Annotated in this window: 17 protein-coding genes and 1 pseudogene; 4 read left to right on the plus strand and 14 right to left on the minus strand. The window is 40.4% G+C overall.

Annotation, left to right across the window (positions count from 1 at the left end):
* Window positions 1-13: 13 nt before the first annotated feature.
* Genes SD450_RS12160 through SD450_RS12170 form a run of 3 tightly spaced genes read right to left on the minus strand, consistent with a single transcriptional unit; the run spans window position 14 to window position 3,010 of the window.
* The gene (locus tag SD450_RS12160) at window positions 14-1,123 is read right to left on the minus strand and encodes a glycosyltransferase (RefSeq protein ID WP_318344727.1); all 1,110 of its coding nucleotides are present in this window, start codon (window positions 1,121-1,123) and stop codon (window positions 14-16) included.
* Window positions 1,120-2,004, minus strand: a complete 885-nt coding sequence (locus SD450_RS12165) for a glycosyltransferase family 2 protein (RefSeq protein WP_318344728.1) — start codon at window positions 2,002-2,004, stop codon at window positions 1,120-1,122. Before SD450_RS12165 ends, SD450_RS12160 begins: the two co-directional genes overlap by 4 nt.
* 7 nt (window positions 2,005-2,011) lie before the next feature.
* Window positions 2,012-3,010, minus strand: a complete 999-nt coding sequence (locus SD450_RS12170; protein WP_318344882.1) for an EpsG family protein — start codon at window positions 3,008-3,010, stop codon at window positions 2,012-2,014.
* Here SD450_RS12170 and SD450_RS12175 point away from each other — a divergent pair.
* The gene (locus tag SD450_RS12175; protein ID WP_318344886.1) at window positions 2,949-3,080 is read left to right on the plus strand and encodes a hypothetical protein; all 132 of its coding nucleotides are present in this window, start codon (window positions 2,949-2,951) and stop codon (window positions 3,078-3,080) included. The genes SD450_RS12170 and SD450_RS12175 overlap by 62 nt on opposite strands.
* A 32-nt stretch (window positions 3,081-3,112) precedes the next feature.
* On the opposite strand, the gene SD450_RS12180 is transcribed toward SD450_RS12175, so the two are convergent.
* From SD450_RS12180 to SD450_RS12230, 11 genes are all read right to left on the minus strand, one after another.
* Complete coding sequence (locus SD450_RS12180) at window positions 3,113-3,676, minus strand: LbetaH domain-containing protein (RefSeq protein ID WP_318344729.1); 564 nt, start codon at window positions 3,674-3,676, stop codon at window positions 3,113-3,115.
* Window positions 3,676-4,782 carry a glycosyltransferase family 4 protein gene (locus SD450_RS12185; protein ID WP_318344730.1) on the minus strand — a complete coding sequence of 369 codons (1,107 nt, stop codon included), beginning with the start codon at window positions 4,780-4,782 and terminating at the stop codon, window positions 3,676-3,678. Before SD450_RS12185 ends, SD450_RS12180 begins: the two co-directional genes overlap by 1 nt.
* Before the next feature lie 117 nt (window positions 4,783-4,899).
* Window positions 4,900-6,000 (minus strand): glycosyltransferase family 4 protein, encoded by a 1,101-nt coding sequence (locus SD450_RS12190; RefSeq protein ID WP_318344731.1) that lies wholly within the window; start codon window positions 5,998-6,000, stop codon window positions 4,900-4,902.
* 9 nt (window positions 6,001-6,009) lie between these two features.
* Complete coding sequence (locus tag SD450_RS12195; protein WP_318344732.1) at window positions 6,010-7,149, minus strand: polysaccharide pyruvyl transferase family protein; 1,140 nt, start codon at window positions 7,147-7,149, stop codon at window positions 6,010-6,012.
* 16 nt (window positions 7,150-7,165) lie between these two features.
* The gene (locus SD450_RS12200) at window positions 7,166-8,293 is read right to left on the minus strand and encodes a glycosyltransferase (protein WP_318344733.1); all 1,128 of its coding nucleotides are present in this window, start codon (window positions 8,291-8,293) and stop codon (window positions 7,166-7,168) included.
* A complete protein-coding gene (locus tag SD450_RS12205) occupies window positions 8,290-8,922 on the minus strand; it encodes a CatB-related O-acetyltransferase (RefSeq protein WP_318344734.1) in 633 nt (210 codons plus the stop codon). The genes SD450_RS12200 and SD450_RS12205 overlap by 4 nt, the downstream gene beginning before the upstream one ends.
* A 6-nt stretch (window positions 8,923-8,928) precedes the next feature.
* Complete coding sequence (locus SD450_RS12210) at window positions 8,929-10,428, minus strand: lipopolysaccharide biosynthesis protein (protein WP_318344735.1); 1,500 nt, start codon at window positions 10,426-10,428, stop codon at window positions 8,929-8,931.
* 36 nt (window positions 10,429-10,464) lie between these two features.
* On the minus strand, window positions 10,465-11,745 hold the full coding sequence (locus SD450_RS12215; protein WP_318344736.1) for a nucleotide sugar dehydrogenase: 1,281 nt from the start codon (window positions 11,743-11,745) through the stop codon (window positions 10,465-10,467).
* 46 nt (window positions 11,746-11,791) lie between these two features.
* Window positions 11,792-13,117, minus strand: a complete 1,326-nt coding sequence (locus SD450_RS12220; RefSeq protein ID WP_318344737.1) for a UDP-glucose dehydrogenase family protein — start codon at window positions 13,115-13,117, stop codon at window positions 11,792-11,794.
* 21 nt (window positions 13,118-13,138) lie between these two features.
* Entirely contained in the window at window positions 13,139-14,137 is a 999-nt protein-coding gene (locus SD450_RS12225) for an SDR family oxidoreductase (RefSeq protein ID WP_318344738.1), read from the minus strand.
* A gap of 193 nt (window positions 14,138-14,330) precedes the next feature.
* On the minus strand, window positions 14,331-15,365 hold the full coding sequence (locus SD450_RS12230; RefSeq protein ID WP_318344739.1) for an NAD-dependent epimerase: 1,035 nt from the start codon (window positions 15,363-15,365) through the stop codon (window positions 14,331-14,333).
* Between the two features lie 249 nt (window positions 15,366-15,614).
* Here SD450_RS12230 and SD450_RS12235 point away from each other — a divergent pair, with 249 nt between their 5' ends.
* The 3 genes and pseudogenes from SD450_RS12235 to SD450_RS12250 all read left to right on the plus strand — a co-directional run bounded on the left by SD450_RS12235 (window position 15,615) and on the right by SD450_RS12250 (window position 19,458).
* The gene (locus SD450_RS12235) at window positions 15,615-16,748 is read left to right on the plus strand and encodes a DegT/DnrJ/EryC1/StrS family aminotransferase (RefSeq protein WP_318344740.1); all 1,134 of its coding nucleotides are present in this window, start codon (window positions 15,615-15,617) and stop codon (window positions 16,746-16,748) included.
* Window positions 16,745-18,692: pseudogene (locus SD450_RS19540) on the plus strand (polysaccharide biosynthesis protein). Before SD450_RS12235 ends, SD450_RS19540 begins: the two are co-directional and overlap by 4 nt.
* 13 nt (window positions 18,693-18,705) lie before the next feature.
* Window positions 18,706-19,458 (plus strand): polysaccharide biosynthesis/export family protein, encoded by a 753-nt coding sequence (locus tag SD450_RS12250; RefSeq protein ID WP_318344743.1) that lies wholly within the window; start codon window positions 18,706-18,708, stop codon window positions 19,456-19,458.
* Window positions 19,459-19,462: the final 4 nt, after the last annotated feature.

A 19,462-nucleotide genomic window follows, 5' to 3' on the forward strand; every position in this document is an offset into this window, starting at 1 on the left:
CTAAAAATGTTTTTTATAGTTGCTTTTTGAAGATTGTACCATATAAATCAATTGTCTTGGCCACCATGGCGCCAATATCATATTCCATGGCTCTTTTTTGACAGTTTTGTACAACGGTCTGGTTCAACTCTGTATCTTCTTCAAGATTCTTAATTGCTTCTGCCAGCAATTGACTGTCACCCTCAGGAAACAAAAGACCTGCATCCATTACAATGTTTCCAAGTCCCGGTACATTGGATGCGATAAAAGGTTTTCCCGATGCCATCCCCTCAATACAGGCTAAGGATAGCCCTTCAAAGTGAGAGGAAAGAACTATAAAGTCAACTGATTTTAAAAGTTGATAGACATCTGTTCTTATTCCCAAGAATATAACCCTATCATTTAAACCGAGTTCGTTCACTAGATTTCTGCATTCGTCCCTTGTAGGACCATCGCCAACAAAACAGCAAAAATAATTTTCCGGTAAGAGCTGCAAGGCTTTGATTACCGTTTTCTGATCTTTTTGTGGAGTGAATGAGGATACTTGTAAAATGACTTTGGACCTATCTGCTAGGATAGGCGATATTTTGGATTTTGGGATTGGGATGGCACTATTTATGGCTTCAATATTCACGCCATTGGGGATGAGCACAAATTTTTCACTATCATTTTTTGCTCCTAGATGGATTTTGATATTCTTATCAACATCGGGTGAGATGGTTATGATTTTTCTAAAATTGGCATATACCAGTCGATCCAGATATTTGAAAACTATATTCTTTCTTCTTCTATTGGTTGTATTGTGTTCTGTATATACCATTTTCACCTTGGAGAAAGACAAAAATTTTGCTATTCCTGCCCAGTACAGTGAAGGAAATAGATGTACATGGACTATATCGTATTTTTTTAAATAGGGTAAAATTTTAAAAATGAAGAAAGGATCATATATTCTGTTCTTGCTCAAGCAGAATGTCCTATTCGCGTTTAAAGAGCGTATCAAACTTAAAAAAGGTTGATTGTCCCCACAGAGCAACAATAAATCTACGGTCATGTCCTTTTCTTGGTTAAGCCTGGGTATAGTTTCCAAGAGTAATTTTTCGGCACCACCGGTATGTAGGCTATTGGCAATATGAAGTATCCTCATTTTCTAATTTTGAAGAGTATATATATATGTAAAATGATTCCAAAGGGTAATGCAAGAATGGTTGTCAGTTTTTTTGGATTGCCGGATAAAATATTCCACCTCTTTATGAAAATACATGAGGATACATAATGCATAGCCCTTGTAAATGTATGTGGCCATGACTTGGAATATTTCATTTCAATGACTCTGGCATATAAAAAACCTTTAGGACTTCTTTTATATTGTTTCAAGATGTTTCTGGAGGATCCGTCATCTAAATATTCCACTATACAGTACACTTCATTCGCACATCGGTACTTGTATTTTTGGTCGATTTGAAGGTATAAGGTCCCTAAAGGAACAAGTCGTTCATTCTCATAAATAGGGTAGGGCGGAAATTCTTTCACAACGGATGTTCGAAGAACCAACTTTTTGTCACCTTTAACCTTATGTTTATGGTGCAAATCGTAGAGGGTTGATTCAACAAGACCCTCAGGTAATTTGGTTCCTAGTATTTTTCCGGATTTATCTGCATCCAAACCTATAATGCCAGCCAATTTTTTGTTATCCTTGATTTTGTCCCATTGTTTTAGAATCAGTTCAACTGCATTTAAGGGCATATGATCATCGGAGTCGATACATACATTCAATTCAGTCTCGATTAATTTATAAGCGGAATTATGGCCACCGTGCATTCCCTGGTTTGCTTGGTAATGGTATTGTATGTTGATCTTATTCTCATTGATCCATGACTGGACTAATTCTTTGGTGTTATCAATTGAGCCATCATCAATGATCAACCAACAAAAATCCTGATTGGTTTGACCAATGAGGCTATTGTAGAGTTGTTCCAAGCAATAAGCTCTATTGAAGGATGGAGTGAATATTGTTAAAGTCTTCATGATAGGTTTATGCATAATAGATGTAGTACATTAAATAGGTGAAGGAAAAATAAGCCACTATTATTTTACCTATCATAAAATGCTGATTCTCGAAAAATTGTTTTTTTAGCAATGGATAAATGATCACAATGGCCATCATAAACCAGGACAGATAGGCGAAACGGTTGGAAAAATTCGCTTTGATTACCAAAATCCAGAACCCATTACAAATCAAATAAGTGATCAGAAGCTTATTGTACACACTGTCATGGAAATTTCGCTTCAACACAAAATACCAACCTGCAAAAACGGCAAAGGCTGAGTGGAACAGAAAATCCCACCGAAAGCCGGTACTGGAAAACGTGCCATCGGCAGAGCTTGATGTCAAATACCCGGAAAGCCTATCGTCCCCAAATCCCAAACTCGCAAATAGATTGATCCATACTCCACCGGCCGCAAGTGACAAAGGAATGCACAACACCCATCCCCAAAAAAAGAATTTGGGATTGTTGTAAACATAGGTAACCAAATAGGCAGCCACAGGAAGCAGCAGTGTTTTATGGAAGGATACCGCCAGAAAGAAGAACAGTGCCATTACAAGTTTCTTGTTTTCATGGCACAATCCCCAGAGGAACAATGAACAGGCGGCTCCATTTCTGATACCGTTTACTCCATAGGTCCAAAAGGAAAAGGAAACTAGGAACATGATAAAGGCATAATACCAATATTGACCAAAATAGGTAACGGAAATCTTGTACAGCGGGAAGGTGTAAATAAAAGCCACAACAGTAAAAAATGTTGAAATAGTGGTAAAAGACGCCATTAACTTCATAAAATAATGCCATCCAAGATCGGTATCTTTTTCAATTTGGCCCCCTAAGACATAATTTTGATATGCATGTGCATAATTGACAGTATCTCCGAAAAATCTTCCACTTATTTCTCGCTGTCCCATGTAGAGTATAATGAAGCACAACAAAAACAGACCTGCCAAATTGATAAAGGTCAAGTTAGTGTGGTTGTCCATTTTTAAGGTCAAGGTGTGGAACAAGGTAAAGACCACCAAGAACAGACAAATATTGATGTATATGGGATAATATGATTCAAGAGGTATAAAAGAGAACATAGCCTATTCTATAGATTTGATGATTTTTGCCGGGTTTCCGGCAACAATACAATTGGAGGGCACATCCTTGACCACCACTGAACCGGCCCCGACCACCACATTATCGCCGATGGTTATGCCACCGATTATGGTGGCATTGGTATATAATTTCACATTGTTGCCTATTTTTGGACGAAGCCCATTGTTTTCCCCTATCGTCACCAATTGATTGATATATAAATTATCGCCAATAGTTTCCGCATTGATGATGCTACTGTATGGATGTGCCAAAACAACACCCCCACCCAAGCGGGTATTGATGTCAATGGTGAACCGTTTGTCCCTAGGAAAAAAAATTCGTAAAAGATGGCTCAATAATCCTCTTGTCCTAAAATAGAACAAGGTTCTAAAGTAAGTGTCCGAGGCCAATTTATACAGGAGATCAAAAAATATCTTCCATTTGCTGGACGGTTGTTGGTTTGGACCATAAACATCAGCAATGATCAAGTCCCGTTGGGAAGATTTTACAAAAACCAGCCCATGGAGTATAAAGGCAAATTGGTAAGCAAGTAAAAAATATCTCCTCATTAAATTTTGCTTAAAATGTTATCTTCCCAGGATTGCATGACATTGTCCAAAAGATATTGCTGGACCGATTGAAACCCATTTTTGGCCAACCCCGATCTTCGATTTTCATCTGAGGTTAATTTTATCATTGCATCAACAAAGGAAGCTTGATTGTCCATCTCCACCAACATCCCATTTTTTCCTGATTGGACAATATTGCGCGGTCCCGTAGGACAATCAAAAGATATAAGGGGCAATCCAGATGCCTGCGCTTCCAACAAAACCATGGGAAAGCACTCCTGTTCAGAAGTCATCAAATAGATTCCCCTGGTGCGCATGATTTCTGGTAGATTATTAACAGGTTGCAATATTTGGACCGAGTCCATAATTCCCAATTCCCTGATTTGATCATTGAGCCTTTCCATGTCATTCTCAGGACCGTCCCCATATATTTCCAATTTCCACTCGGTATCATTCTTTTTGAATTTTGACCAGATTTCCAATAAAACATGAAATCGTTTCACTGGGGAAATTCGTCCAGCGGCCATGGCCACTTTTTCCCTTTTGCCAAATTCCGGCTGTTCCAAGCTTGAAAAAGGGATAGGGTTGGGAATATGAAAGACCTTGTTTGAATCGTAGAACGATTTTTCTTCCTTGTTCAATACAACCTGAAAATCGAGCTTGGATTCGATGAATTTTTCAAACCTCTTGAAAAGTGTGACACTTTGTTTCGACCGAAAATATTGGGTGTAGTGGTATTCTTTTAAAATTTTGGCCTTTGTCCGCAACAAAGGGAAAAAAAAAGTAACGGGTATATGATTCGCAATGATGATCAGATCAGGCTTTAATTTTCTTTCCAATTTTTGGAGGGCCCTGAGGTTTTGGGCCACTTTCGGAAAATTTTCTTTACCAAAATAGCTTTGGGCCCTGTCATAGTTGATATTCAGATCATGCAATCCCACTTTGGGGTCGAAATCATAAAAGGGTCGGTTTCCGGCTTGTTCTGTGGTCACAACATGCACTTCATATCCCTTTTTAGTGGCCCAATGATTGGCCTTTAATTGAATGAGACTGTTTATTCCCCCTATTTTATGGAGTTGGTCCGTTAAAATAACAATGGTCTTCATTCGGGTTGAGTTCGTCAGTTGGATTGAGCAGCAATGGTTTCGACCTCTAAATTAATATATTTGTTGAGGTATGGTGAATAGTTTTCCTTGAATGGTCTATACTTTGGTCAAAATGCCCTAATGCCTATTGGCCAGCTCCAAGAAAAGATTGTTCCAGACGTTCCCTATTTCCCTTATTTTGTATCGACCTACGGATATTTTTGCATTATGGCCCAGTCGTTTTCTTAGATTCTCATCTTCAATGAGCTTACATATGGAGTTGGCCATTTCTTCGATGTTTCCGTTTTCAACCAAAAGGCCATTATGATGATCTGTTATAATATCCGATGGACCGTGTGGACAATCAAAGGATATGGAGGGAAGCCCGCATGCCATAGCCTCAATGATCACCATACCAAAACCTTCATATCTTGAAGAGAGGACATGGAAAGAGGAATTTAAATAATGATTGTAAATGTCTTTGGCTGGGGACTTAAGATTAACGGTATGGTCTATTCGGAGATTTTTTGACCATTGATCAAGATTATGCTTGGGGTGGGATAAACCAAATATCTCCAGGGTCCAATCAGGATGTTGTTTTGTAACTACTTCCCATGCCATCAATAATCGATCATATCCCTTCTGATAACAATGTTTTCCGACAGCTATAACTTTTTTTTCGGTCAAAGCAGATACACCTTCTGGAAAAATTGGCAAAGGGTTGGCTATTACCCTTACATTTGGTGATTTCCACTCTTTCCTGTTTCCCTCGGTGAGCACTATAAAAGAATCAAACTTTTTTGCTCCAATATCCATTAACTTATATTTGATTTTAGTGGATATCCTTTTAGAAAAGGAACCTTTGCCTTCGCCCTGTTCCACCACCTTGGAAACATGTCTTTCATAGACAATGGTTTTGCCATTATTGAAGAATGGAACAAAAAAACCTTTTATACCGTCATCACACACCAAAATAATATCAGGGTCAATATCTGAAATGATTTTCTTTACACCTTTAAAGTATCCTAGCATATAAGCTATGGTGGAATTTCTCAAACTGATGTTGTGAAGCTGTATTTTTGGACTGAACTTAAAGAAAATGGAATCGTGCGTATCATTTAAAGTAACAATATGCACTTCATGGCCAAGTTCATCTGCAAAATGACTTGCTTTTATAGAGAGGACCCTTTCCAGACCTCCAGAACCACTGATTTGATTTGTAATGTATAAAAGCTTCATGAGTATATATCAATCATTTGGCAAAAGTTCCAGGGCCTTTCTTAAATAGGTTTTGGAGTGGTCTATGTTCTCTTTGATTATATGTTGGATTCCACTGTAATCGATTGTTACAAGTTTGTCCAGAGATACAACATCATTTTTACCAAAAAGACGATTTTTAATATGAAAAAGCTCTAGAAGGTCCCTCATACGTGTATTTATGGCTTCCTTTCTATTAAAAACCACAATCTCCTTCTGAAAAATGATGGAAAATGCCACCGCATGAAAGGAATTGGCAACTACAATTTTAGCGTTCTTGACTAAGTCCAAAAAGATTTCAGGACCTTCTAAGTAGAAGTTATGGTCAGCATACTTATTGAGTTCGTTCATACTGATAATTTTGTATCCCTTGGAACTTCTTACGCTTTCGGCAAATTGTTGTATGGATGGGTTATAATCAAAATCGTATATAAAAATATAATCTTGGAGTTCTTTTTTTGGTCTCGCAATATTAGCCCAATGGGCCTTGTCCAATAGAAAAACGGGATCCAATACTTGCGTGACATTTTTTATACCTAAATCATTCAGGATTCGAACCCCTGAAGTCTCCCGAACCGATATTTGGTCCAGTCGAGAGATCTTTTCCTTGACGAACGGTTTTATGGATTCTTCCAGATTGTCTATAGCAAAACTAGCGGCATAAGAAATCTTTAATTTGTTGTTGGGCACAAAGTCTAGATAAAAAGCAGGATCTTTGCCATTTTCGAAAAAAGAATTCCATATTTGATCGCTTCCACAAATATAAGCTTCCGCATCCGGTAATTGCTTTCTTAACTCATCATTGTTCTGATAGAGTTTTTTGGTAGATGGAATGTATTTTTGGGTAAATCGGTCAAAATTTCTTTTTCTGATCCTGTTGATCAATCGTTTTGGGAGTTTAAGTACCAGATAGATTGATTTGGTAATCAAATTTCTTTCAAAAAAAGGATGCGAAACCTGCCAAAGATTGAAATGGTTACTTAAATAAGGAGGCTTATAATTAATGGTTTCGCTGATATGTCCTTCTTGTTTTAGGAACTCCAGAAGTGCATATTCTTGCAAACTTGCACCATAGTTGTACACATCATGGCATGTGATAGTCAAAATTTTCTTGTCTTTTTTTCCTTCCACGGTTTTGCGGTTTGTGTTAGACTTCGTCAAAAAGTTGGTACATGGCATCCAAGGTTTTTTGTGTTTCCTTTTGTGATTGTTCCCTGAGATTTTTGACAAGCCTTTCTTTAAGGTCATTGTCAGAAATTAGCCTTATTATTCCACTTGCGATTTCAGATGGCTCCATTCCTACAATAATACCTGTCTCATTATTCGTGAGGATTTGAGATGCGGTCGGAAAATTGGTGGTGACAATGGGTTTGTTTAAAATGCCTGCCTCGATGATTGTCCTCCCGAGACCTTCAAAAATGGACGATTGGAGATAGATGTCACAATCTTTAATGTATGGAAATGGATTTTCCAAATAACCAAGTAGGGTGACCTGACCTGACATACCTTTCTCCGAAATCAATGATTCCAAATACCCCCTTTCTGGACCTTCTCCAATGATATAGAGGTGGGCCTTGTGCCCTTTCTTGTTAACGATATCAATTGCTTCGATTGCAAATTGAAAAGATTTTTGTTTTGCCAACCTCCCAACAGAGACGATATTAAGTTCTTCTGTATTAAATTCAATCTCTTTTTTTTGTTGACTCCAAGAATAAATTTCAACCTCATCAACGATATCCCTTATAAACATTACGCTGTAGTTGGGATAGGTTTTTTTCATTTCCTCTTTCACGAACGGAGAAACACCGATTATTTTATCAAACTCCTTATAAATCAACTCATCTTGGGGAGCATAATATCCTGCTTTTTCATAATCGATATTCACCCAAGCAATTTTTTTTGATGCACGGACTTTTTTTGATACAAAGTAAGTGGCGAAACCTTGCCCCCAAGCAATTGCAATGTCATATTGTCTTTCATGCTCTGGTATGGAGGATTTGATTGATTTCCATAGAAGTTGGGCGTTGTGGTATTTTCTATTGGTATTTAGCAGTTTAAAGACTTTAAATTTCAATCTTTCACCAATACTGGGCACATAATCTATATAGGATTTCTTTACGTCCTTGGGAACGAATTTTTCAAATTCCCCGCCTTGTTTGTATAATAATATTTCCAAATCATATCTTGAAAGGTCAATATTGTTCAATAAACTTATCAAACTTTTTTCAGCACCACCCAAATGCAAGGATTCAATGAGAAACAATATCTTTTTCATAATTGATGTTTTTGAATGAAGTTTTCCGTTTCCATATAAAAATCATTAATTCTTTCTTTTATAATCTTTTCATCCCAATTCCACCAACTTATTTTTTTAAGTGCGTCTATTTGTTCTTTATTGAACTTGAATTTTATGACCTTGGCAGGGTTTCCGCCAACTACAGCATAATCTGGCACATCTTTGGTGACTATTGAGTTAGCGGCTATCGTAACTCCATCACCGATATGTACACCAGGTAAAATGATACTGTTCATCCCAATCCAAACATCATTTCCGATGGTTATACCTGATTTTTGTTTTTCACTCAGGGTTTCAATTTTGATTTTATGCTCAGATATGGGTGCGTTTTTGTAAAGGTTTATAGCTAAAGGGAATGATGTTATTTGGGAACTTTTATGGTAACCTTCATCTGCAATGAACCTGACATTATTAGCTATACTGCAATATTTGCCAACAGTAATAGGACTGTTTGTCCATCTCCACACCATGGCACCATTTTCGTATGTTCTGTGCCCCATAGTGGTGTAAGGGTCATTTTTTAAAAAAACATAATCATGAATTCTAAGAGTTTGTCTAAAATCCACCCCTAAAACTCTCCAAATTAAATTTCGAATAAAAAAAAGCATTTTGAATTATTTTGGGATTTTTTGGATTAGTTGGGCAATAAGGCCTTTTTCATATTTGTTTACAGCTAAAAAGTACATGGCAGAAAAATAAACAACACCATATAGTCCAATTTTCAAAATAAAATTCAACCAACCACTGCCAGGGATCAACATTATAGGAAACCCAACCAACATTATTAATATTTGGGATGGCAATATTCTACTAAATGTTTCTTTGAAAAATCTGAAAATATTTAAATCCAGAGTTTTATGGTAAAAAACATTCATGATGTTCTGGGCTACTACCCATCCTATAATAGTTCCGGCAATCATTCCCATAGCACCATGGTTAAGCGCCATAAAATATCCCAAAAGGGTTCCTAATAGTAAAAAGACCAAATAAGTGATTGATTTAAAAGCAACTTTATTCTTTGCTTCTATTAGAGGCCCGGTAAATCCCTGTACCAAAGGGATGGTGTATGCAAGCATGATAAGCAGGGCAATGATCCATGAAAGGTTATAATTATCACCCACCCATAAGGAAATGAATTGCTTTCCGTATAAGACAAAAGCTCCGAAAATAAACATGAGGACAAAAAGAGAAATCCGGCCTATTTTGATCATTTCATTCGTTAAGCTTTCAGAACTGGCACCTGAAACTATCATCTGGGTCGCTCTAGGTACAAAAACGCTGGTAATGGCACTAGAGAAAGCACCATAATACCCTCCAAGCATCAAACCAACGGCATAAATACTCAATACTTCTGGAGCTGATATATTTCCGAGCGCTATATGTCCTGCCTTCCATTGAAACTGAGCCACTATGCTATATATAAATATCCAAACGGAATAACTGAATATTTTCTTAACATATTTACTCTCAAAGGAATGAAGCTTGATTTTTACATGCAATTTGTAATTTACATAATAGAAGGTAATAAGAATTATAAGTACATTGAAAACGGAATCCAGAATTACAATGGATAAAGATTTTCCACCCCAAAAAAGCAAGCCTACAACCATTAATGATCGCAAGATATATCTGAAAATGCTTAATGATTTGGGAAATGTAAATTTTTCATAACCAAGACAAATACCTGTAAAAGCTCCTCCTGGAAGTCCGATGGCAATGTTGAATATCAATATGAGGAACAAAGTTTTTGCCAGTTGAATCTCTTCATTACTCATGGCGGTAAAGTAATGATCTAAATTAAAATAGATTCCAAAGCCAACTAACAAGACGATACATGAAATAATCAAGTACATGATCATGGTTATCGCCAAGAAATTTTGCTCTTCCTTGACATTTTTCTCAGCTTGGTATTTGGCCACAAAACGTATTATGGTATTGTTCAGACCAAAATCTAGTACAGAAAAAGTGCCAATAAGAGCCCCAATAGTGGTATATATGCCATATTCAGCATCCCCCAAGGATTTAATGATAAATGGTGTAAGTACCAGACCAATGACATTGGTCAAAAAGATACTAACATAATTGAGCAAAGCCCCTTTCTTGATCTGACTCATGGCAGTATTTGGTGTCTAGCTGGTTTTGGTTGTAAATTATAGGCTACCTTCCACAGCTTCTGTGACAACTCCCTTGACATCGTACAGAATTCCGTTGTTGTTAAGCAGGGACCGCAGCCCCATGTCCATAAATTTCTTGTGCGCCACGGTAAGAACCACCGCATCAAATGTATCCTGTGGCATTTCCTTGGTGGTGTCAAGGCCGTATTCATGGGCAACCTCAGAGGGATCCGCCCAAGGATCATAAATGGTAACTTCGGTGCCATAGTCCATTAAGTTCTTTATCACATCCACGGCCCGGGTGTTTCGGACATCCGGACAGTTTTCCTTAAAAGTGATTCCAAGCACCAATATTTTTGCACCCTTGATCCGAAGGTCTTTTTTTACCATCAGTTTGATGATTTCGGAAGCTACATAGCCTCCCATACTGTCGTTCAAGCGTCTTCCTGCGAGGATGATCTCAGGATGATAGCCAAACTCCTGTGCACGTTGGGCCAAATAATAAGGATCTACCCCAATGCAGTGCCCACCCACCAATCCGGGCTTAAAGGGCAGGAAGTTCCATTTGGTGCCGGCAGCCTTCAGCACCGCATGGGTATCGATATCCATCAGATTGAAGATTTTGGCCAGTTCGTTCACAAAGGCTATGTTGATGTCCCTCTGGGAATTTTCAATCACCTTGGCCGCCTCTGCGACCTTGATGGTAGGCGCCAAGTGCGTCCCGGCCGTGATCACGGAAGCGTACAGCCCATCGACAATCTTCCCGATTTCAGGAGTGGAGCCGGAAGTGACCTTCAATATCTTCTCAACGGTATGTTCCTTGTCCCCGGGATTGATGCGTTCAGGGGAATAGCCGGCATAAAAATCCTCGTTGAAGGTCAAACCGCTTATGCGCTCAAGTACAGGGATGCATTCTTCCTCAGTAGCCCCTGGATAAACAGTGGATTCATAAATGACGATGTCTCCTTTTTTGAGTACCTTTCCCACCGTTTCACTGGCTTTGTACAATGGAGTCAGATCGGGCCTATTGTTCCTGTCCACAGGGGTAGGAACAGTGACCACATAAATAGTGCAACTGGAAATGTCTTCCAATTTGCAAGAACAGTATAGCCCTTTGGTTTCTGGTAGTTTGTCCACCAAGGCGGATTTCAATATGTCATCTTCCACTTCAAGTGTTGTGTCCTTTCCAGATTGTAGTTCCTTGACACGTTTTTCGTTGATGTCAAAACCTACAACGGGATACTTTGTAGCAAATAGGCGTGCCAACGGCAGGCCCACATATCCCAAACCTATTACGGCAATTTTGATATTGTTCATATATGATTGTTGTCTAGCGAGTTTTTTGGATAGGCTTTTGGTTTCACTATTTCCCGATTTGGTGGTATGTGAACCCAAGTTGCTCAAGCCTTTCACCATCATATTGGTTACGGCCATCAAAAATTATCGGGGTCTTCAGATTTTCTTTGAGGGAATTGAAATCAGGGGACCGGAATTCCTTCCATTCGGTGAGCAAGAGGAGGGCATCTGCATCTTTTAAAGCTTCATACTTGGATGAGACATATTCGATGTTCCCTACATCCTTCAAATAGAATTCTTTGGCCTCATGGATGGCTTTGGGGTCATACGCCTTTATCTTGGCACCGAGATCGGTCAATTTTTTGATGATATAGATGGAAGGGGCCTCACGCATATCATCGGTTCCCGGCTTGAACGACAATCCCCAAACGGCAAAGGTCCTTCCCTTCAAATTTTCACCAAAATGGTTGATGACCTTGTTGGCCACAACAAATTTCTGTCTATCGTTTACATCTTCCACGGCATGCAACAATTGCGCATTGTAGCCGTTCTGTTCGGCGGTTTTCTTCAATGCCTTTACATCCTTGGGGAAACACGACCCGCCATAACCACTTCCAGGATAGATGAAACTGTAGCCGATACGGCTATCCGACCCGATTCCGATACGCACTTTGTTCACATCTGCCCCTACGAGCTCACAGATGTTGGCCACTTCGTTCATGAACGAGATTTTGGTGGCCAACATGGCGTTCGCCACATATTTGGTCATTTCTGCGGAACGAACATCCATCACGAGCATACGGTCCATACTGCTTCTAAAAAATGGGCTGTACAACTGCCGCATTTTCTCTGCGGTGTTCTTGTCCTCCGTTCCTACCACGACCCGGTCAGGTTTCATAAAATCACTGATGGCGTCGCCTTCTTTGAGAAACTCTGGGTTGGAAACTACATGGAATTCAATGTCCTTTCCTCTCTTTTCAAGCTCTTGTTGTATAACTTCTTTGACTTTGTCCGCTGTCCCAACAGGTACTGTGGATTTATCCACTACGATCAAGGGGTGGGACATGTGCCTGCCTATTTCGGACGCAACGTCCAAGACATATTTCAGGTCGGCCGATCCATCTTCTCCCATAGGGGTTCCCACTGCAATGAAGGCCATGTCACAATCTCCAAGGGAGTCTTCTAATTTTGTGCTGAAGAACAAGGTCCCATTGTCCACATTGCGTTGTACCATGGCTTCCAATCCTGGTTCGTATATGGGGATGATGCCTTTCCTCAGATTTTCAATCTTTTTGCTGTCAATGTCAACACAGGTAACCGTATTTCCCATTTCAGCAAAACAGGTTCCTGTTACCAAGCCCACATAGCCTGTTCCGATGATTGTTAAGTTCATTTTCTTTTTAGATTTTTATTTCTACTTCAGGTTCTCCCAATACCAGTTCACGGCTTCTTTTAACCCTGATCTCATATCATATTTGGGACTATAGCCCAATAACTTTTTAGCTTTATCGATCGATGCAAGGGAATGGGGAACGTCCCCTTGACGGCTTGGGCCATATTCTATTTCAATATTTTTAATCTTGGCATCATATTCGCCCAAATATTCCTTGAGCAATGCGACCAGTTCGTTCAGGTCGGTCCTTTCCCCGAAAGCCACATTGTACACAGTGTTCAATGCCATTTCATTCTCAGAGGTTATCGCCCTGATGTTCATTTCGATCACATTATCTATGTAAGTGAAATCCCTGGAAAAAGAACCGTCACCATTTATAACCGGCGACTCATGCTGCATGAGTTGCATCACAAATTTAGGGATAACGGCAGCATAAGCCCCATTGGGGTCCTGTTTTCTCCCGAATACATTGAAGTATCGTAGGCCGATGGTGGATAGGCCATAGGTCTTGGAGAATATATCCGCATACAGTTCGTTGACATATTTGGTGATGGCGTAGGGGGACAATGGCCTCCCAATGACATCCTCTACCTTTGGCAACGACTCCGAGTCACCATAGGTGGAGGAGCTTGCCGCATATACAAATCGTTTCACATGGGCATCGCGTGCAGCAACAAGCATGTTCAGGAAACCGGAAACATTGACATCGTTGCTGGTAATGGGATCATTGATGGATCTTGGTACAGATCCAAGGGCTGCTTGGTGCAATACAAAATCAACATTTTTACAGGCCCTCTGGCAATCTTTCAAAATCCGGATGTCCCCTTCTATCAATGTAAAGTTTGCATCGTCCATCAAATGGGTGATATTTTCCCGTTTTCCCGTTGCGAAATTGTCCAGACAAGTCACCTTGTTGCCATTTCCCAATAAAGCTTCACAAAGATTGGATCCAATGAAGCCGGCCCCTCCTGTGACCAATATATGATTGTTTTGATTGAGGTTGAGATGAGATATATCCATAGACGATTAAGGGAATTTCAGGCAAATATCAAGAAAACATATCAAAACCATATTGGTTTTAGATGAACTTTTCATAAAACGGATGAATTGCATTTTTAGTGCTGCACCTGTAAATCTCCTTGCTACAGCCCCAATTATCAAAAAAAGAAAATCTTGACCTTCTACCTATAGATCATATTGAAAGGGAACAGGGTCATTGTGGGCCTATCTTATGGTAGTCCTTGTACCATGCCACAAATTTTGATATGCCATTTTTGACCAAGGTATCGGGTGTATAGCCATAATCCCTTGCAAGGTCGTCAACATTCGCCCAAGTTTTTTCAACGTCGCCCGGTTGCATGGGCAAGAATTCTTTTTGGGCTTCTAGGCCGAGGCTTTTTTCCAAGGCTTCGATAAAATCCATGAGTTTTACGGACTTACTGTTGCCAATATTATATATTTTATATGTTGGTCTTTCAGGAGGGGTACCAACATAACCATCCTCGATGATTTTGGTCACCCCTTCCACAATATCATCTATATAAGTGAAATCCCGTTCCATTTTTCCATTATTGAATACCTTGATGGGATTTCCTTGCACGATGGCCTCTGTGAACAGGAAGAGCGCCATATCGGGCCTGCCCCATGGACCGTAAACAGTGAAAAAGCGAAGCCCCGTAGTCCTAAATCCATATAGATGACTGTATGTGTGGGCCATGAGTTCATTGCTTTTTTTGGAAGCGGCATACAAGCTGATGGGATGGTCCACCGGGTCGGTGGTCTCAAAAGGGACTTTCTTGTTGAGCCCATACACACTGGAACTGCTGGCATAGACCAAGTGTTGTATATTGTAATTTCGGCAACATTCCAAAACATTCAAGAACCCCACTATGTTACTGTCAATGTACGATTCAGGATTTTCAAGGCTGTAGCGCACACCTGCTTGCGCAGCGAGATTGCACACCACGGTAAAATTTTCTTTTGCGAACAATTTGGGAAGCTGCTCACGATCTTCCAGGTCCATCCGTATAAAATGGAATCCACTGTATTTGGAACTGGATGTTCTTTTATGAAAGTCCTGTGCATCTTTTGAACTTATTCCCAATTGTTCCAGACGTGCAAGTTTCAGATTGACATCGTAATAATCGTTGAGATTGTCCAGACCGACCACCGTATGTTGGTGCCCCAATAGCTTAAGTGCTACATGATAGCCGATGAAACCTGCCGCACCAGTGACCAGTATCTTCATTCTTTCGATTTTTTGAATGTTTATTTCTCTACAAAGATTAAAAAATGGACCCAATTTATTGGTCTAAATTTGTTTTATCAAAGTGTCAGGGCTGATTTTGGACAGTGTTTTTATTGCAGATGGACACTTAATCGATTTTTTTTCATGTTCGGCGAATTGTGGGTTGAAATGATTTGAAAGGCCAATTTTACTGTTACTTTTACCTTCGAAAAATAAAACCTCACCTACTTGTATCAACCCAAAACTGAAATGGAAACCACTATACTTAAAAAAATATGGCTATCGCCGCCGCATATGGGCGGAAATGAAAGGGCCTATGTCAATGATGCTTTTGAGACAAATTGGATTGCACCACTCGGACCCAACGTACACGAATTTGAGAATGCCATTGAACAATATGTGGGAAATGGTGTTCATGCAGCATGTTTGACCTCGGGTACGGGGGCAATACATTTGGGATTACAACTTTTGGGCGTGGGGACCGGCGATGAAGTGCTCTGTCAGAGTTTCACCTTTGCAGCTTCGGCCAATCCAATAACCTATCTAGGGGCATCCCCCATATTTATCGATAGTGAAAAAGATACCTGGAATATTTGTCCGGACCTTCTGGAAGATGCGATCAAAGACAGGCTTGCCATAGGCAAGAAGCCCAAGGCCATAGTGGCCGTTCACCTATATGGGACGCCCTATAAGGTGAATGAAGTACATGCGGTTGCCCAGAAATACGGTATCCCTGTTCTGGAAGATAGTGCAGAGGCATTGGGCAGTACATACCGTGGACAACATTGTGGCAGTTTTGGGGACATTTCCATCCTGTCGTTCAACGGAAACAAGATTATTACCACTTCAGGAGGGGGCGCCTTACTTTGCAAGGACGAAAATCTAAAGAACAAGGCGGTTTTTTTGGCTACCCAAGCCAGGGACAATTCCCCGCATTACCAACATTCCCAGATTGGCTATAATTATCGCATGAGCAATGTTTTGGCCGGAATCGGAATAGGCCAGATGGAAGTCCTGGAGGAGAGGGTGGCAGCAAGAAGGGCCAATTTTGGGTATTATGTGGAAAATCTTTCCCACATTCCTGAAATAAGCTTTGCCAAGGAACCAGCGGAAAGTTTCTCGAACAGATGGCTTACCTGCATCTTGACCCCGTCATTTCAAACAAGGGAAAAAATCAGGATCGCTCTTGAAAAGGAGAACATAGAATCCAGACCATTGTGGAAGCCCATGCATTTGCAACCGGTTTTTGAAAAGTCCACTTCCTATGTGAACGGCATCAGCGAAGATCTTTTTGAGAAAGGGCTTTGCTTGCCCAGCGGATCCAGCATGGAGGAAGGCGACCTTGAAAGGATTTGTGATATCATTAAAAGCGTACTCAGATGATAAAGGACTACTTTTTAAGGAACGGTAAACGTTATGCTTCCAAATGGACAGTGCTTTTTATTGATCTGTGCATCGTTTCGGCCTCTTTTATTTTGGCTTATTTCATAAGGTTCAACCTCAGTTTTGACTTTGATGTACAAAGTTTTCGTGCCCAACTTCCAGTAGTGGTGCTTCTCTTTATGTTGGCTTTCCTTATTTCTGGGAGCTACAAAGGAGTGGTCAGACACACTGGAATCAAAGACGTATATGCTATTTTCAATGCCGTTTGTTTGGCGAGCATTGGTACGATAGCTGTGGTGATGGCCAATAGGTATTACAATTTGATCGATGGGTTCACCATCCCTCTTTCAATCATCATCATCAATAGCCTGTTGACCTTTATAAGTCTGGCAGCGTCCAGGTACCTGTTCAAAATTGGATATGAAAATCTAATGAACGGAAACCAAGGGCCGGTCAAGAATTTGATCATCTATGGGGCAGGCGAATCAGGCATCATCACCTACAATACCTTGACAAACCATTCGCAGATGGGTGTGAAGGTAATTGGGTTTGTTGACAATAATCAGCAAAAAGTGGGCAAACAGATCAATGGGGTAAAAGTATTTGACAAATCCATTTTGACCGAGGAGTTTGTGAAGTTCCACAAAGTCTCGGAAATTATATTCTCCATCCAGAGTATCCGCCCAAAACAATTGAGAACACTGGTCAATGAAATTGTGGACCTTCCCGTCAAGGTGAAAATTGTGCCTCCTGTGGAGGATTGGATAAATGGTGAGCTCAAGGTATCGCAGATTAAAAGGGTACAAATTGAAGATCTTCTGGACAGACCTCCCATTGAGATCAAGAACAGTAAGGTCATGAAAGACTTTGACGATAAGGTCATCATGGTCACAGGGGGGGGCAGGTTCCATTGGAAGTGAGTTGGTGAGACAAATCTGCAAGTACAACTACCGCTCGTTGATCGTGATCGATCAAGCGGAATCTGCACTTTACGATCTTCAACAGGAGTTGAAACAGGCTGGCTTCTTCAATTTTTTACCCATAGTCGGCGACATACGTGATAAGAACAAAATGCGAACTTTGTTCGAAGAATACCGCCCTGACAGAATTTTTCATGCAGCGGCATACAAACACGTTCCGTTGATGGAACAAAACCCGTATGAAGCCGTTAAGATAAATGTGGCAGGAACCAAGACCATCGCAGACCTTGCCTTGGAATATGATGTGGAAAAGTTTGTTTTTGTTTCTACGGATAAGGCAGTGAACCCCACTAATATCATGGGAGCCACAAAGCGGATCGCAGAAATGTACATCAGTTGCAGGCAACAAGAGGGAAAAACAAAGTTCATTACGACCCGTTTCGGTAATGTACTGGGTTCCAATGGCTCTGTAATCCCGCTTTTTAGGAAGCAAATAGAAAAAGGAGGTCCGCTGACCGTGACCCACAAGGATATCACACGTTACTTTATGACCATTCCCGAAGCCTCCCAATTGGTTTTGGAAGCTGGAGCAATGGGCAAAGGGGGTGAGATATTTATTTTTGACATGGGGGAATCCGTGAAAATCATGGACCTGGCCAAGAATATGATCAGACTTTCGGGACTCCACTACCCAGATGATATAGATATCAAGATCACGGGGCTGAGACCAGGTGAAAAACTATACGAAGAGCTGCTCGCCAATGGAGAGAACACATTGCCAACCTATCATGATAAGATCATGATCAGCAAGGTAAGGGAAGTTGATTACAGTGCGACCCGGACAAAGATCGATGAATTGTGCATCTCCAATTTGTTTTTCAAGGACAATGTGGTACAATTGATGAAAAGTATTGTTCCCGAATATATTTCTAACAATTCCGATTTTTGTAAATTGGACAATCCCAAGAGCCCAGCAATTAAAAACGAGGGGCATTTGAAGGAAGTATCCCAACTAAACAATTAATATAGACATCCCTATGAAACCAAAATTAAGTTTGGCAGGTGTGGTTCTCATTCTACTTATTGCCTCATGCGGGTCTCCCAAGAAAATAGTGTATTTCCAAGATTCCCAGAATTTTGAGACCATTGTGGCCGACAACGCATTTGAACCCAAGTTCAAGGTCGATGATGTGGTCAGTATTTATGTGGCAACCCTCAACCCAGAGGCAAGTGCCCCTTTTAACCTCACAATCGGTGTTTCGGCCAATGGTCAGTCGGAAAGTTTGGATTATCTGGTGGACAAGAATGGGGAAATCGATTTTCCAGTGATTGGAAAGGTAAAGATTTTAGGACTGTCACCCGAGGAAGTAAAATCCCTTTTGCGTAAAGAACTGTCGTCCTATTTAAAAGATCCTATCATAAATGTACGCTTGCGCAATTTTACCGTCACCATTCTTGGTGAAGTGAGAAACCCGGGCACATACCCCATTATCGGTGAGCAAATCACCATATTGGAAGCTTTGGGGCTTGCAGGTGACCTTACCATTAAAGGAAAAAGGGAAAACATAATGGTCATCAGGGATTTTGATGGGGTGAAGGTATATAACAAGATAGACCTTACCTCAAAAGAAGCGATGAAATCCCCGGCCTTTTATCTGACACAGAATGATGTAGTCTATGTAGAGCCCAACAAGTCTGCAGTTTCTGCGTCATCTTTGGACAACAGGACCACGATTTTTATTTCTTTGCTTTCCTTGGCAATTACCTCTACTTTGATTCTAGTACGTTAATTTT

The organism is Flagellimonas baculiformis (assembly GCF_033441575.1).
Classification (GTDB): domain Bacteria; phylum Bacteroidota; class Bacteroidia; order Flavobacteriales; family Flavobacteriaceae; genus Flagellimonas; species Flagellimonas baculiformis.